Here is a 14415-nt window from a genome sequence, read left to right on the forward strand (position 1 = left end):
GCCTAGCCTCACCGCACTAGACTTTGAGCGACCACACCGAACGGGACAGGGAACGGGGCAGAACTGTGGCTTCGATTATCACCGGCGAGGCCGTGGTCCTGGAATTGCGGCCTGCATCTTTTGCCGGCCGCGCGCTGGGACTGCTCCTTGATGCGGCATTCAACATCGTCCTGCTGGTGGCGATCCTGATTGGGCTCGCCGCGGCCGGGGAGGACCTGGATGAGGCTGCCGCGCGTGCCCTGACCCTGGCCAGTGTGGTCTTTTGCCTGGTCATCGTCCCCGTGGCCGTGGAAACACTGAGCCGCGGCCGGTCGCTGGGGAAGCTGGCCACCGGCCTCCGGGTGGTCAGGGAGGACGGCGGCGCCATCCGTTTCCGGCACGCCGTAATCCGCGGCCTGACCGGCTTCCTGGAGATCTACCTGACTTTCGGTGGCGTCGCACTGATCGTCGCGCTGTTCAACGACAGGTCACGCCGGCTGGGAGACCTGATGGCCGGTACGTACGCTGTTCGTACCCGCGTCCCCGTGGAGCAGCCGGTTCCGGTGTTTGTTCCGCCGCGGCTGCAGGCGTGGGCCGCGGCCGCCGATATCGGAAGGATTCCTGACGGGACGGTTCGCAGGGCCTCGCAGTTCATCCGGCAGGCAGGGCGGATGGCACCCTTGTCGCGGTCGGAAATGGCGGCGTCCATTGCCACGGAACTCTCCGCCCACGTCGCTCCGCCCCCACCCCCGGGAACCGGCCCGGACGACTACCTTGCCGCCGTCGTCGCCGAACGCCGTACCAGGGAGCTGACTCGGCTCACGCAAACACGCCGGCGCAACACGGAGGTCGGCGAGCGCTTGCAGCGGCTTCCTTTCGGCAGCTGACCTCTAGTTGTCGTACTCGCTCCACGGGATGTTCCAGTCGCCGAACCCGTCATCGTGGGCTGCATAATCGCCCTCGGTGTTCACGATCTGTACCACGTCCCCGGTGCCCATGTTGTCAAAGACCCAGGCAGCGCCGTCGGGGGCGAAGCCGATGCAGCCGTGCGAGACGTTCGTGTTGCCGATGAACGGATAGGCGGACTCGAGGGCCTGGTGGATGTAGGCACCGCTGAGCGTCAGCCGGATGGTGTACTCGACGTCCACGTCGCCGTAGTAGGCCGGATCGTCGGGTTTGAGCCCGATGCTCGAGGCCCGGAAGTGGTCATAGCGCTTCTTTTCCATCAGCACCCCGTAGCCGCGGGCGGACGGGAAGCGCTTGTCCCCCATGCTGACGGGCAGCGTTTTGACCACCTGGTCGTTGACGCTCAGCGTGAAGGTGTGGGCAGCGGCATCGGCGACGGCCACCTTCTTGTCACCGATGGAGACATTCACCTTCTTATTGAAGTTGGCGATCTGGCCGTTGCCCAGGTCCACGCCGAAGAGCTGCATGTCCATGGTGATGGTGGAGTTTGCCGCCCAGAAGTTTTCCGCGCGGTACCGGACCATGGTGTCGCTGTGCCAGTGGAAGGCGCCCGCCTGGCCGGCGCTGCTGGTAACGCTGATGGCCTTTTCCACCGCCTCGCGGTTGACCACTGGTTCGCTGAAGATGACCTGCAGAGGCTGCCCAACGCCCACCTTCATTCCGTCCAGCGGGTAAATGGCGGCGTCCGCTTCATGGGAACTGGACACTGTGCTGAAGGACTGCGTGGTGCTCGTCTCGCGGCCGGCTTCATCCTTGACCACGTAGGTATAGCTGTAGTCGGTGTTGAACTTGAGCGGTCCGGATGCGGTCCAGCCTGTTCCCGCGGCGTCGATACGGCCCTCCACCGTTTCGCCCGACGTGCTGGTCAGGGTGACCCGTTCAATGGTGCCGTTGCCTACCTTCAGGGACACCGGGGCAGCCGGGTTCACCTGCTTGGCACCGTTGGCCGGTGCGGCGTCGAACGTGACCGGCGCAATGACCGGCGAAGCGATGCCGGGAGAGGTCCTGACGGCGGATCCCGCTTCAGACTCGATTGCTCCGCGGGCAATGCCTGGCGAAACCGCGGCAAAAACGCCGCCCACCGCGGCGAGGACGCACACGGCGATCACCACGAGGATTTTCTTGAGGTTTCCCGGACGGCGGGACTGGACTTCGGGCTCCATATTTTGATCCTAGGGGCAGAAAGTAACAGCCCGGGTGCCGACGGCACCCGGGCACTTTACTTCTTAGTAACGATAGTGCTCGGGCTTGTACGGGCCGGCGACGTCGATGTCCAGGTACTCTGCCTGGTCCTTGGTCAGCTCGGTCAGCTCGACACCCAGGGCATCAAGGTGCAGCCGCGCCACCTTTTCATCCAGGACCTTGGGCAGGACGTAGACCTGGTTCTCGTACTCGCGTTCGCCTTCGGGCTGGTCCTTCTTGGTCCACAGCTCGATTTGCGCGATGGTCTGGTTGGCAAACGAGTTGCTCATCACGAAGGACGGGTGTCCGGTGGCGTTGCCCAGGTTCAGCAGCCGGCCTTCCGAGAGGACGATGATGGAGCGCTCGGCATCCGTCCCGGCCTCGAAAACCCACTCGTGCACCTGCGGCTTGATTTCCACCTTCTTGATGCCGGAAGTCCTGGCCAGCCCGGCCATGTCGATCTCGTTGTCGAAGTGGCCGATGTTGCCCACGATCGCTTTGTTCTTCATCCCGGCCATGTGCTCGGCCATGATCACGTCCTTGTTGCCCGTGGTGGTGATGAAGATGTCACCCTGCGCGAGGACGGACTCCAGCTTGGCCACCTGGTAGCCGTCCATCGCGGCCTGCAGCGCGCAGATGGGGTCAATCTCGGTGACGATGACCCGGGAACCCTGGCCGCGGAGCGCTTCCGCGGCGCCCTTGCCGACGTCACCGTAGCCGCAGACGACGGCGACCTTGCCGCCCATGAGCACGTCCGTGGCCCTGTTGATGCCGTCCGGGAGCGAGTGCCGGATTCCGTACTTGTTGTCGAACTTGCTCTTGGTGACGGAATCGTTGACGTTGATGGCCGGGAAGAGCAGCTTGCCCTGTTCAGCCAGCTGGTACAGGCGGTGTACGCCGGTGGTGGTTTCTTCGCTGACGCCCTTGATGGTGGATGCGGCCCGGGTCCACTTGTTCGGGTCCGCGGCGATCGAGCGGCGAAGCACATCGAGGAAAATCCCGTATTCCTCGGAATCGGTGGGATCAGCGGAGGGTACGTTGCCCACTGCCTCAAACTCCACGCCTTTGTGCACCAGCATGGTGGCGTCGCCGCCATCGTCCAGGATCATGTTCGGGCCGAGCTCGGGGTTGGACTCCGCTCCGGGCCAGGTGAGGATCTGCTCGGCGGTCCACCAGTACTCTTCGAGCGTTTCACCCTTCCAGGCGAACACCGGCACGCCCTGGGGGTCCTCTACCGTGCCTTTCCCCACTACGACGGCTGCCGCGGCCTCGTCCTGGGTGGAGAAGATGTTGCAGGAGGCCCAGCGGACCTCGGCACCGAGGGCGGTCAGGGTCTCGATCAGCACGGCCGTCTGCACTGTCATGTGCAGTGAACCTGCGATCCGGGCACCTTTGAGGGGCTGGGTGGGGCCGAATTCCTCGCGGAGCGACATCAGGCCCGGCATTTCATGTTCAGCCAGGCGGATCTGGTGCCGGCCGGCTTCAGCCAGAGTGATATCGGCAACCTTGTAATCAAAAGTCATGGATGGTCCTTCGTCCTGTCCGGAGCGCGGCTCCGGTGTTGCTGTGGTGAGGTGCGACGCCGGCCGTGGCACCTGGGCTTTGTTTTGGGCGAGCTGGCGTGGCCGCTACCCGGCAGCGGCAGTTCCGGGGGCCGAATCGTGCTGGTCCGATGCTGCCGTGGTGGCTGCTGCCAGCAGTTCGGGAGGCAGGAGCAGCGGAATTCCGTCCTCGATGGCGTAACGCGGCTTGACTCCGGAGTCCCCGGCGACGGCTGCAACCAGTTCGTCCCCTTCCTGCACCAGGGCGGAACCCGTCACGGGACAGCGCAGGACGGACAGCAGCTCAGGACTGATATGTGGCATTTCTTCGTGCTCCCTGGCGGGCGCGCTCGCGCCGGTAGAGGACTGGTGTGCAGCTACCAGCCTACCGCCAGAAGGGTGTCAGGAGGGTTCACGCAGGACGCGCAGGTGCCCCCTGCGCGTACCTTCGGCGCCTGCCGGCGCCTCCAGCGCCGAGTGGGGCCCGCGCTGTGCCGGCGGCTGCTGCGCCTGGGCGGGGAGGGCTGCAGCATCACGGACAGCATTGGCAAGGGCCAGGAGATCATCCGGGCCGGGCTGCTGGGGAGAAGACGGCATGGCCAGCCTGAGGACTTCCCAGCCGCGCGGAACCGTCAGCGAATCAGCATGCTGCTCGCACAGATCGTAGCAATGCGGCTCCGCGTAGGTGGCCAGTGGACCGAGAACGGCTGTGGACTCTGCATAGACATACGTCAGGGTAGCCACCGCTGACTGGCGGCAGGCAGATCTTGAACACTGACGGATAGCTCCCACGACATCACAGACTACTCCGTGTCCACACAAAAACAGCGCATTGCCGTTCCGGCCGACGCGCCCCTGCCCCCGCGCCCATGTATCGCATAAATGTTCGCCCGGGTTTACAGTCGATGTATGCAGTCATCGAACCAGAAATCAGGTTTCACGGTCCGGTTGGCTGATCCGGATGCGCATAGCGGCCCGGACCACGGCTCCCAGGGTAAAAGCTTTGCAACGCGGCGCCGGAACCGGCACGGACGCGGGCTCCGGGGGGAGGTCGTGCTTCCCACGCACCCGGGGTACCGGACGCGGTCGGACCGCTTTGATGACATGGTGCTCGATTCCGCGCAGCGGCTCCACGATATATGGGGCAAGACGCTGGACGGGGTCAGGTTCGGCGTCGACGAGATACCGCCGGACCTGGAGCAGCTGGCCGCCCATTCCTCCTCCGTGCCGATGGGTTCCTACACTGCCGGCACCGACGCCGAAGGACCAATGATCACTGTCTACCGGCTGGTGGTGGAGCAGGGCTGCCCCGGGCCCGAAGAACTGCAGGACCTGGTCCATGATGTCGTGGTGGAGTACACCGCCGAGATGCTGGGTGTTGCCCCGGAGACGCTCGATCCGGTCTACCGCCGCCGGTACTGATCCCACGGCAAAAAGCGGGCGCGATCCTGCCCAGGGCAGGAGCTGCTAGTAGCTGAGGGTAACCGGCACTGTTTCCTGGCCTGCCGCTGCCGCCAGGAAGGCGAGTGTGGAGACGTCGCTTCTGCCGTCCTGCTGTACCAGCACCGAGCCATAAGCGGCATCCCCTGACGCCGACACGACGTAGCCCACCACGTCGGAGTCCTCCACCTTGTCCGGAACAGAGATCGACGACGTTGTCCCACCGGCAATATCTGCGGTAGCCGGTGCCCGTACTTTCCCGTCGGCGGTGATGGCGGCATAGGAAATGGTTGCCCTGGTGTCCAGAGCACCGAAGACCAGGCTGCGGACCCCGCCCTGCGGAACCGGAACGACGTGCTGGCTGCCCAGACGGACTCCCGCCGCTGCCCAGGCCACGTCCGACGGCTGGTCTTCCTGGAGTCCGCGGGTAACGCGCGTTGCGGCAACAAAGGAGACGTCCGAGGACGCAGCAACGGTATATTGCCCGGCGGGGACACCTGCGAGGGATACCTCAGTGACGGCACCTGCTCTGGCGGTGATGACGCCACCAGAGGGCAGGGTTGCTTGTCCGTCCCGGCCGTAGAGCTTAACTTCCACCACCGCGTCGGACGGTCCCGGAACTGTCAGCTGGAGCGCCGCCCCGGCGTCCTCATAGCCTGCCTTTCCGGTCAGCTGCGCCACCCCGCCAGGGTCCTGGATGTCCACTCCGGCCATCACCTGGCGCGCAGCCGGCGCCGCTCCGGGAGCAATGAAGTCGACTCCGCCCGGCGTGAGGCCGCGCAGGACGCTCTGCTGGATGACGGCAGCGACGGGACCGCCTGCACTGCGGATGTGCACGCTGAGTTGCGACTCCCCCGGGGCAAGGCCCGCAAGGACGACTGATCGGGAGGTGCCCGGCGCAACCAACAGGCCGCGGCTGCCGGGCGCCTGGATCTGGCCCTGGGCGCCGAAGAGCTCAAGGCTGACAGTGGCCGGTGTTGTGGAGGCATTGGTCAGCACGAGTACTGATGCCCGGCCCACGGTGGTGCTGGCCCCTGCAAGCCACTGGTCATTGGAGGGCTGGTGGCAGTTGGAGGTCGCGGTGCCCTGGAGGTCGCCGTCAGTGGCGGTGAACTTCATCACCGCTGCTGCTGAAGCTTTTTGATTGGCCAGTGCATCCGCGCTGAGTACGCTCACCTGGTCCACTGGGCGGGCGGCCACCACTCCTGCCAGGAGTTCCTGGGGCGCCCCGGCGGATGGTGCCTGGCCGGGCTCCTTGGCGGTGTCGACGACGGTGGTCCCGTCCAGTGCCGACAGCCGGCTTGCCGGCAGTACCCCTGCGGCGCCGAGCACGGCACCTGTGACAGCACTGGCCGCTGTGGCTGATTTCGGACTGAACTGGGGGTCGGTGCCTGCTTCCGTGCCTTCAAGCAGTCGGGCAGGGCCAGGGCACACACCAAGGCTTGTTCCGGCGGGCACGGCTGCCGCGGCGACGGCAAGGGCACGGCTGGAATCCGGCGGCGGCGCGAGAGAGCCACCTACTACTACCGCACCCGCCCCCGCCAGGATCAATGCCGCGGATGCCATGCCCACGAGTGCCGCTTTACGCCCCTGGGAAGCAGGCCGCCGGGGGACGTCCGCCTTTGCGTCCGGCTCCGGGGTCCCGCCTCCGCCCAATGGCTTGCCTGCGTCAGCGGAGGGCTGGTCGTCCGGCGCTTCAGCCGGCGTGGGGTGCTCATGCATTCTGGTGTTCCTTACGCAGGGAGCCCTCATCCCGTGAGATGCCGGTCCGGGGCCGCTGTGCCGGCATGGGGATGGCGAGCATGACTGTCAGGCCAATCACCGTGATCTGGGCAATGCCTGACCAGAGGGCCCAAGGGTTCTCGTAGCGGATGGTGAGCTGGCCTTCCGAAGCCGGAAGGGTGAAAGCCTGTGACCAGCCCGAACTGGTTGCCGTGAGCTTGCGGCCGTCCAGCCAGGCGCTCCAGCCCGCGTCCGCCCGTTCCGCGAGCACCACAAGACGGCCTTCGGGCCCCGCCGGAATGCGCGCATCGACGTCGTTGTATGTGGAGGGCACCAGCCCGATGGCCGCACCGCTTGCATCGACAATACGTACCCGGTGGGCAACATCGGCGGCCTGCAGTACCGGCTGGTTCAGGGGGGAGATCCGCCAGAGCCAACCCACGTCCGTCTGGCCTACGGCCACCAGGCCCGGCACCGCGTCGATCCTGCTGGCTGTCAGCTGGGCAGCTGTATCCGTGGAACGGAGGACCAGGAATCCTGCTCCCAGCTGTTCGAGGTCGCTGCGCGGGTCCACCCCTTGTCCGGCAACCAGTGTTGCCACCACGCGGCGGACGGCGGCGGTGACGTCATCATCGTCCCGAACGGTTTCCGCGCCCGGGCTGCCGATGATGTGCCGTGCGGACGCGATGGTGGAGAGGCTGTCCAGGGTGGTCCCGGCGCCCCGCATCAATGACGCGTCGAAAGTACCGTTGTCGCGTGTACTGATCAGCAGGGTGCGTGTTTGTTCGGGGCCGGTTCCGCGATCAATAGCGGTGGCAGGAAGGGTGCGGGGGCTGGCAGGCTCCACTAAACGCGGTGTTCCAAGCTGGCCGGCGGCTTCGGCATCCCCGGGGTTCGTGGCGCTGCCACCCGGGGAACCCACGGCGGTGGCGTCCAGCGTGGCCGGGCGCAGCAGGTTCTGGGCCGACCACGCGGCGAGGCCGGCCAGGGGTCCGGCCAGCAGGACAGCCATGCCGAGGGCTGTGGCAGCACGAAGGGCCGTCCTGCGCCTGGCGCTGCTGCTGTCCGCAGACTTCCGGGCCATGGCCAGGAGTTGCTCCGCTCCCAGGATGGCCGCGGCCAGGAGTGCGAACGCCGCAGCTGAAACAGTCGGACCGGTAAAGGGGGTCACGAGGGTTTCGGCATTTATCCCGGTGGCCACGTGGCTGGCAAGCCATCCGCCGGCAAGGGCGATGACACCCGCCACCCACAAAGACCTCGCTGTCATGGCGCGGTTTCCCGGGGTCACCAGACCGGCAACAGCCAGTACCAGCACCGGGGCGGCCACAAGGAGCGCCAGCAGCAATGCCCAGGGCACCGCCCCGGCCTCAAAATAGGGCAGCCCCTGCAGGCCGCCCTGCGGATCGAACTCCAGCGGCTGGCCCAGCAACTGTTGCCACAGTGGAGCGGCATCAAAGGCAAGCGGCAGTCCGGGGTCCGCCAGCAGCGCGCGCGGCCGGTCAAGCACGGACAGGCCGAACGGAATGAACAGAGCCGCTGGGGGCAGCAGGGCCCACCAGACCGTGCGTCCGCGGCGGCCGGGCAGGAGTCCACAAAGCAGAACCACCACGGTGGCCGGAAGCAGAAGCGAGGGGGCGGAGGCAACCACCACGGCCAACGCAAGGCCAGCTGCAGCTGCAGCGGTCCAGGACGGTGTGCCGTTGATGCCGGGCCTGGCAGGAGGTTTTTCGCTGAAGCGCCGTTCCGCAGGGGAAGGCAAGGTGAAACGCCCATGGCCTACTGCCGAGCCGGTAGCCCGGAGCAGGGCCAGGACCACCAGGGGAAGCATGATGTGGGCAATCAGCGCCCCTGCCCTGCCCTGGTTGACTGCCACCTGGAGTGCAGGGGCGGCGGCCCACAGGAGTGCGGCGGCAAGGCGGAGCCGTCGCCGGACGGTAAGCCCTCCCGCAGCGAACCAGGCTGTGAGGCCGGACAATGGCGCCGCGAGCAGGAGCAGCCAGGCCATGGCGGCATTTGCGTCGCCTCCGCCAAGGACCCCCAGGATCCACAGGACGTATCCGAAAGGGTCACCCCGTCCCGGCAGCCCGGCCCCCAGCGTGATCCACCAGGAGGAGGCGTGGTGCCAGATGTCGCCGAGGCCTGCTGAAACGGGGATCAGCCCGCCGCCGGCAACGGCGTCAGCACGGAAGAGGCCCGTCAGGGCAAGAAGGGACGCTATGGACGCAATGATCACCGCTGCAAGGGCGCCATTGCCCACCCAGCCGCGCTTTGTCCTGGCCAGTGCCGCGAAGTCGTCGGAAGCGTCGCCCGTGGGCTGGTGCGCCAGGGGATCCTGCTCAAGTTCGTCCGCCGGGGAGTTGTCCGCCCCTATCGCTTCCATCAGGGACCGCCGATGACTCCAGACCTCGCGGCGGGGTGTCTGGAGCTTCCGGATGACGGACCGGCGGATCCGGCGGGTTTGCCGGGCGCTTCGCCGCGCCTTAGCCACGGCACGTGGCCTCCCCAGCGCGGCACACGTGGCAACGAGCTGTGACAGGCCGTGTCCGGGATCCTTAATCAGAATGCTCAACACGAGTTTGAACAGACCGCCCAGAAGGGCTCCTGCTCCGTGAACGGGAACCATCCACGGCGTGGCATGCTTCAGCCGCAGATGCACCTGTGCTTTCCGGGCTGCTGCCGCATTGCCCAGGGCGTGTGGCCGGTGCGCAACGTGGAACATCCGCGCCGCGGGCACCACCACGACGCGATGCCCTGCCAGCCGGTTGCGCCAGCAGAAGTCAACGTCGTCGCCGCTGCCGGGCAGGGCTGGATCGAAACCGCCCAACTGTTCCCAGATATCACGGCGGACCAGCATGCCGGCGGAGTTGACTGCGAAGGTGTCGCTGCGGCCGTCGTACTGTCCCTGGTCCAGCTCGTCGGCGTCGATCAGGGTGAGCCGTTCAGCCCACCGGCTGGTGGACAGGCCGACGTCGATCAGCTTGCGTTCTGAGTGCCAGTCCAGCTGCTTGCAGCCTGCAACCGTTACCGAGGGCGCTCGTTCGACCGCACTGAGCAGCTCAGCGAGAGCCTGCGGTGCAGGTGCTGCATCATCATGGAGCAGCCAGATCCATTCAGCAGCCCCGGGGGCGGCGCGGCCGGACCACGGCGCCAGTTCGGCCAGTGCGGCCGATACTGCGGTCCCCATACCGCCCCTGCCCCGCTGCTGGCTGATGACGTTGGCTTCGCCCAGGGCCTGCTGAAGGAGGACCTCGGAATCATCCCGCGAGCCAGTGTCCACGCCGATGGCGTAGTCGGCGGGCCGCGTCTGGCCCGCCAGGGCTGCAAGGGTTCTGGGCAGATAGGCACTGCCGTTGTGGGCAACCACAACGGCAGTGACGTGAACATCCTGGTGAATTAGATTGCTCGCTTCCTAAGCCGCCGGCGCTCACGCTCGGACAGGCCGCCCCAGATGCCGAACCGTTCATCGTTGGCCAGGGCGTATTCAAGGCACTGGGAGCGCACGTTGCATGCCCCGCAGACTTTCTTGGCATCGCGGGTGGAACCGCCCTTCTCAGGGAAGAATGCCTCGGGGTCCGTCTGGGCGCACAAAGCGTCCGTTTGCCACCCCAGCTCCCCTTCGTCGTCGAAGTCCTGCTGGAGGGGAAGCCCAATCCACACGGGCTGTCCCGCATCAACAGATGCCAGCTCCATGGGCGGGTCAAGCTCGTCCTCAGGCTCCGCGCCTCCATCCAGCAGGGCTTCGTGGGCGGCGAGGAACGCGGTGGCCTGGTCTTCCAGTCCTCCCGCAGTCTTGTTGTACCGATCGGCAGCGTCCGGATCGGCAGGGTCCACGTACCAGTCGCTGGGCACCCCCCGGGCGCGGTACTTTGCCGTGGCCTGGCCGGCCACCACGGCATCTTCCTGGATACGCTCTGCTTGCCCCATGGCGACCCTCCTGATGTTGCAGCCTCTGCCTGGATACCCGGCACTCGGTTGTGTGCCGGCATTTACGCAGTTGCTTTTAGTTACCTAATTACACGTGTGTAACTTGGGTGAGTCAAGCTGCCGCCGGATAATAATCACTCCCGATGACGAACATGGCGCACGCCACGCCCGGGAATTTTCTGCGCTGGCTTCGGAGTGTCTGACCGGAATGCCGGAGAGACGACGGGAAGGGCCTGAAACCGCCGACAATCCCGGGAAAATACCGTCAACTCCGCGAAATGGCAAGCAGGCTGAGTATCAGGGGTGTGAGATATATCACTGAAGCCGGCACCAGCCGGAGTACGTTCCCGGAACTGCCAAGATCCGCCCCGTGACCCGATACGCCGCCGGTGGCAGGATGGAGCCATGAACAATCCGTCAGCCAATCTCATGGCAACCCTTCGGTCAGGCAATTCCACGGCTCCCCGCCTGACCTGGTACGGCCCCGATAATGAGCGCGTGGAGCTTTCCGGCAGGGTGCTGGACAACTGGGTTGCCAAGACCAGCAACCTGCTCCAGGACGAACTGGATGCCGCTCCCGGGATGCGCGTGCGCCTTGAGCTGCCGGCGCACTGGAAGTCCATCGTCTGGGCCTTGGCCGCCTGGCAGGTGGGACTGCAAACCGTGCTCGATCAGGGACCTGCGGACTACCTGGTCACCGCTGATCCGGAAGCAGTTAAGGAAACCTACGACGCCGTCATCGCCGTTGCACTGCCTGCACTGGCTATGCGTTGGCCTGGTGGGCTGCCCGCCGGTTGCCTGGACTACGCTGCGGAAGTCCGTTCCCACGGGGACGTCTTTATGCCGCACGCCGAGCCGGATCCTGCGGGCTGCGCAGTGGTGGGCAGCGACGGCAGCCTGCACTCGCACCTGGACTTACTCGAAGGCTTCGCGGCCGGCCACGAGGAAAGCGTGCGCCTCCATGTGCCGGCCGGGAACGGGCTGGAGGCAGCCCTGTCCCACGCATTGGGCGCCTGGTCCCGTGATGGTTCCGTGGTGATGACGCATCCGGATGTGGAACTGACGGAAAAACTCCTCACGGCCGAACGTATTCACGGCTCCTAAGGAAACGGAGCGGGCTCTTCAGCCCGCTCCGGTACACGCTTCAGCTACGGCTTGGCAGGGCCGTCCGGCGAAGGCTCGCGCTGCCCGGCCCGCTCCACGCCGGCAGCCTGCTCCTTGTGGTGGGGGTGGAGCTCGATGAGTTCGTGGTCGTGGGAGAATTCCGGCTCCTGGTCCAGTTCCTGGTTGAACACAAGGAACCGGTAGGCGAAGAAGCGGACAACTGTAGCTACCAGGATGCCCGCAACACCCGCGAAGAACAGCATGTTTTTGTCGGTGATGCCAAGCCCGTACTTGGCAAGGGCGGTGAAGCCGGTGGAAATGCCGATGCCGATTCCATTGATCAGGACGAACATCAGGAATTCACGGAGCACATTGGCCTGCCGCCGGTGCCGGAACGTCCACAGCCGGTTGGCGATCCACGAGAAGACAGTTGCTATCGAGGCACCCACGAACCGTGCCTTGGCCTCGCTGTCGGTCATCGGGCCGTGCATCAGGTAATACGTGAGGCCGTTGTCGATAACGAAGGCCACTCCGCCCACGGCTCCGAACTTGGCCACCTCGCGCCAAAAAAGCGAGGCCAGTCCCCGGATACGGTCTGCAAGTGTGGTGAACATGGCCCTCCATGGCTGTATGAACTGTGGGCCATTGGGCCAGAGGCCATTTTAGCCCCCAAACCTGCGAGCCAGCCTCCCTAACCTGCCGCCGGGGGCAGTCCGCAGGCCGAAACACTCCAGCCCCGCCGCGCTCGAAACGCGGCATACCGGGCCGTCTTCGGTAGGCTGGTCCCTGTGACTTTTCCAGTAATAGGTGTCGTTGGCGGCGGCCAGCTTGCCCGAATGATGGCCCCGGCCGCAACTGCCCTTGGCTTCGAACTCCGCGTCCTTGCCGAAGGCGACGACGTCTCCGCGGTGTCGGCAGTGTCCTCCTCGCCAGTGGGCGACTACAAGGACCTGCAGACCCTTTTGGACTTTGCGGAGGGCCTGGATGTCATGACGTTTGACCACGAGCACGTCCCGACTGACCACCTGCGTGCCCTGCAGGACGCCGGCGTAAACGTCCAGCCCGGGCCCGATGCACTCGTGAACGCCCAGGACAAGCTGGTGATGCGTGCAGCGATCGACCGGCTGGAACTTCCCAACCCCGCCTGGGCGTCGGTTGCGGACGTCGCAGCCTTGGTCAGCTTTGGCGAGGAGACAGGCTGGCCGGTGGTGCTGAAGATGCCGCGGGGCGGCTACGACGGCAAGGGCGTCCGGGTCGTCTCATCGGCAGAAGAGGCCGCTGCCACAGAGGAATGGTTCGCGGCAATGAGTCCCCTGCTTGCCGAGGCCAAAGTGGAGTTCACGCGGGAGCTTTCGGCGCTCGTGGCAAGGACGCCCGACGGCGAAGCCCGCGCCTGGCCTGTGGTCCACACCATCCAGGTGGATGGAGTATGTGATGAAGTGATTGCCCCGGCCCTGGACATTCCGGTAGAGGTCGCTGCTGCCGCGGAAGACGCCGCCCTTCGGATTGCGGGCGAACTCGGAGTAACGGGAGTGCTGGCCGTCGAACTCTTCGAAACGCCGGGAACAGGGGCAGGGTTCCTGATCAATGAACTTGCCATGCGACCGCACAACACGGGGCACTGGACCCAGGACGGCTCGGTAACAAGCCAGTTCGAACAGCACCTCCGGGCGGTCCTGAACCTTCCCCTCGGCGCCACCGATGTCCTGGCCCCCGTCGTGGTGATGAAAAACTTCCTGGGCGGAGCAAACGAGGACCTGTTTTCGGCGTTCCCGCTGGCGCTGGCAAGCGAACCTGCGGCCAAGGTCCACTGTTACGGCAAGTCCGTCCGCCCGGGGCGCAAGATCGGCCACGTAAACCTGGTGGGTTCATCCACTGCAGACGTTGACTCGGTTCGGCGCCGTGCCACCATGGTGGCCACCATCATCCGCGACGGGCGGGTGGAAGAAATGCCAAGCACTTTCGAGGAGAACGCATGAGCGCCCACACCACTCCCGCTGGCCAGGAGTCCCCGCTGGTTGGCCTGGTCATGGGTTCCGACTCGGACTGGCCCGTCATGGAAGCTGCAGCTGACGCACTCGCGGAGTTCGGCATCCCCTTCGAGGCCGACGTTGTGTCTGCCCACCGGATGCCGACCGAAATGATCCGCTACGGCCAGACAGCCCATGAACGGGGGTTAAGGGTCATCATTGCGGGCGCCGGCGGCGCAGCCCACCTGCCCGGAATGCTGGCCAGCGTTACCCCGCTTCCGGTCATTGGCGTGCCTGTCCCCCTCAAGACCCTGGACGGAATGGACTCGCTGCTGTCGATCGTCCAGATGCCCGCCGGTGTCCCGGTGGCCACCGTTTCCATCGCAGGTGCCCGCAACGCAGGCCTCCTGGCCGTCAGGATGCTCGCGGCAGGCACGGACGAGCTGGCCGCATCACTTCGCGCAGACCTCCTCGATTTCGCGGCCGACCTCAACGCCGTCGCTGCCCGCAAGGGAGCCAACCTGCGGCAGAAAGTGAGCGAAGTCTTCGCCGACGGCAACGGGGCCCTGCGGGGCGGCCGCTAGGCG

Annotated in this window: 13 protein-coding genes; 5 read left to right on the plus strand and 8 right to left on the minus strand. The window is 65.9% G+C overall.

Annotated elements, in window-relative coordinates; all coding sequences use genetic code 11:
• Window positions 1-65: 65 nt before the first annotated feature.
• Window positions 66-866, plus strand: a complete 801-nt coding sequence (locus CXX84_RS14320; protein ID WP_102977392.1) for an RDD family protein — start codon at window positions 66-68, stop codon at window positions 864-866.
• 3 nt (window positions 867-869) lie between these two features.
• Here the strand turns inward: CXX84_RS14320 and CXX84_RS14325 are convergent, their stop codons facing one another.
• The 4 genes from CXX84_RS14325 to CXX84_RS14340 all read right to left on the minus strand — a co-directional run bounded on the left by CXX84_RS14325 (window position 870) and on the right by CXX84_RS14340 (window position 4460).
• Complete coding sequence (locus tag CXX84_RS14325) at window positions 870-2108, minus strand: Ig-like domain-containing protein (RefSeq protein WP_102977393.1); 1239 nt, start codon at window positions 2106-2108, stop codon at window positions 870-872.
• 63 nt (window positions 2109-2171) lie between these two features.
• Window positions 2172-3650 carry an adenosylhomocysteinase gene (gene ahcY / locus CXX84_RS14330; RefSeq protein ID WP_102977394.1) on the minus strand — a complete coding sequence of 493 codons (1479 nt, stop codon included), beginning with the start codon at window positions 3648-3650 and terminating at the stop codon, window positions 2172-2174.
• Window positions 3651-3755: 105 nt separating this feature from the next.
• Window positions 3756-3992, minus strand: a complete 237-nt coding sequence (locus CXX84_RS14335; protein WP_102977395.1) for a hypothetical protein — start codon at window positions 3990-3992, stop codon at window positions 3756-3758.
• 78 nt (window positions 3993-4070) lie between these two features.
• Entirely contained in the window at window positions 4071-4460 is a 390-nt protein-coding gene (locus tag CXX84_RS14340) for a DUF3499 domain-containing protein (RefSeq protein WP_102977396.1), read from the minus strand.
• A gap of 117 nt (window positions 4461-4577) precedes the next feature.
• Between CXX84_RS14340 and CXX84_RS14345 the strand changes: the two genes are divergently transcribed.
• Window positions 4578-5090, plus strand: a complete 513-nt coding sequence (locus tag CXX84_RS14345) for a metallopeptidase family protein (protein ID WP_102977397.1) — start codon at window positions 4578-4580, stop codon at window positions 5088-5090.
• Between the two features lie 45 nt (window positions 5091-5135).
• On the opposite strand, the gene CXX84_RS14350 is transcribed toward CXX84_RS14345, so the two are convergent.
• From CXX84_RS14350 to CXX84_RS19435, 3 genes are read right to left on the minus strand one after another with little or no spacing between them, the layout of a single operon-like run.
• Window positions 5136-6830: a DUF5719 family protein gene (locus CXX84_RS14350; protein ID WP_102977398.1), complete on the minus strand. Its 1695-nt coding sequence runs from the start codon at window positions 6828-6830 to the stop codon at window positions 5136-5138.
• Window positions 6823-10194 carry a glycosyltransferase family 2 protein gene (locus tag CXX84_RS14355; RefSeq protein ID WP_102977399.1) on the minus strand — a complete coding sequence of 1124 codons (3372 nt, stop codon included), beginning with the start codon at window positions 10192-10194 and terminating at the stop codon, window positions 6823-6825. Before CXX84_RS14355 ends, CXX84_RS14350 begins: the two co-directional genes overlap by 8 nt.
• Before the next feature lie 29 nt (window positions 10195-10223).
• Window positions 10224-10754, minus strand: coding sequence for a WhiB family transcriptional regulator (locus CXX84_RS19435; RefSeq protein ID WP_102977400.1), 531 nt, complete (start codon window positions 10752-10754; stop codon window positions 10224-10226).
• Between the two features lie 405 nt (window positions 10755-11159).
• Here CXX84_RS19435 and CXX84_RS14365 point away from each other — a divergent pair, with 405 nt between their 5' ends.
• The gene (locus tag CXX84_RS14365) at window positions 11160-11858 is read left to right on the plus strand and encodes a TIGR03089 family protein (RefSeq protein WP_102977401.1); all 699 of its coding nucleotides are present in this window, start codon (window positions 11160-11162) and stop codon (window positions 11856-11858) included.
• Between the two features lie 44 nt (window positions 11859-11902).
• Here CXX84_RS14365 and CXX84_RS14370 read toward each other — a convergent pair whose 3' ends face one another.
• The gene (locus CXX84_RS14370; RefSeq protein ID WP_102977402.1) at window positions 11903-12472 is read right to left on the minus strand and encodes a GtrA family protein; all 570 of its coding nucleotides are present in this window, start codon (window positions 12470-12472) and stop codon (window positions 11903-11905) included.
• A gap of 174 nt (window positions 12473-12646) precedes the next feature.
• Here CXX84_RS14370 and CXX84_RS14375 point away from each other — a divergent pair, with 174 nt between their 5' ends.
• Together CXX84_RS14375 and purE are read left to right on the plus strand one after the other, a co-directional pair.
• Entirely contained in the window at window positions 12647-13837 is a 1191-nt protein-coding gene (locus CXX84_RS14375; protein WP_102977403.1) for a 5-(carboxyamino)imidazole ribonucleotide synthase, read from the plus strand.
• Window positions 13834-14412 (plus strand): 5-(carboxyamino)imidazole ribonucleotide mutase, encoded by a 579-nt coding sequence (purE, locus tag CXX84_RS14380; protein WP_102977404.1) that lies wholly within the window; start codon window positions 13834-13836, stop codon window positions 14410-14412. The genes CXX84_RS14375 and purE overlap by 4 nt, the downstream gene beginning before the upstream one ends.
• Window positions 14413-14415: the final 3 nt, after the last annotated feature.

This window comes from Arthrobacter sp. AFG7.2 (assembly GCF_002892835.1).
Taxonomy (GTDB): Bacteria; Actinomycetota; Actinomycetes; order Actinomycetales; family Micrococcaceae; genus Arthrobacter.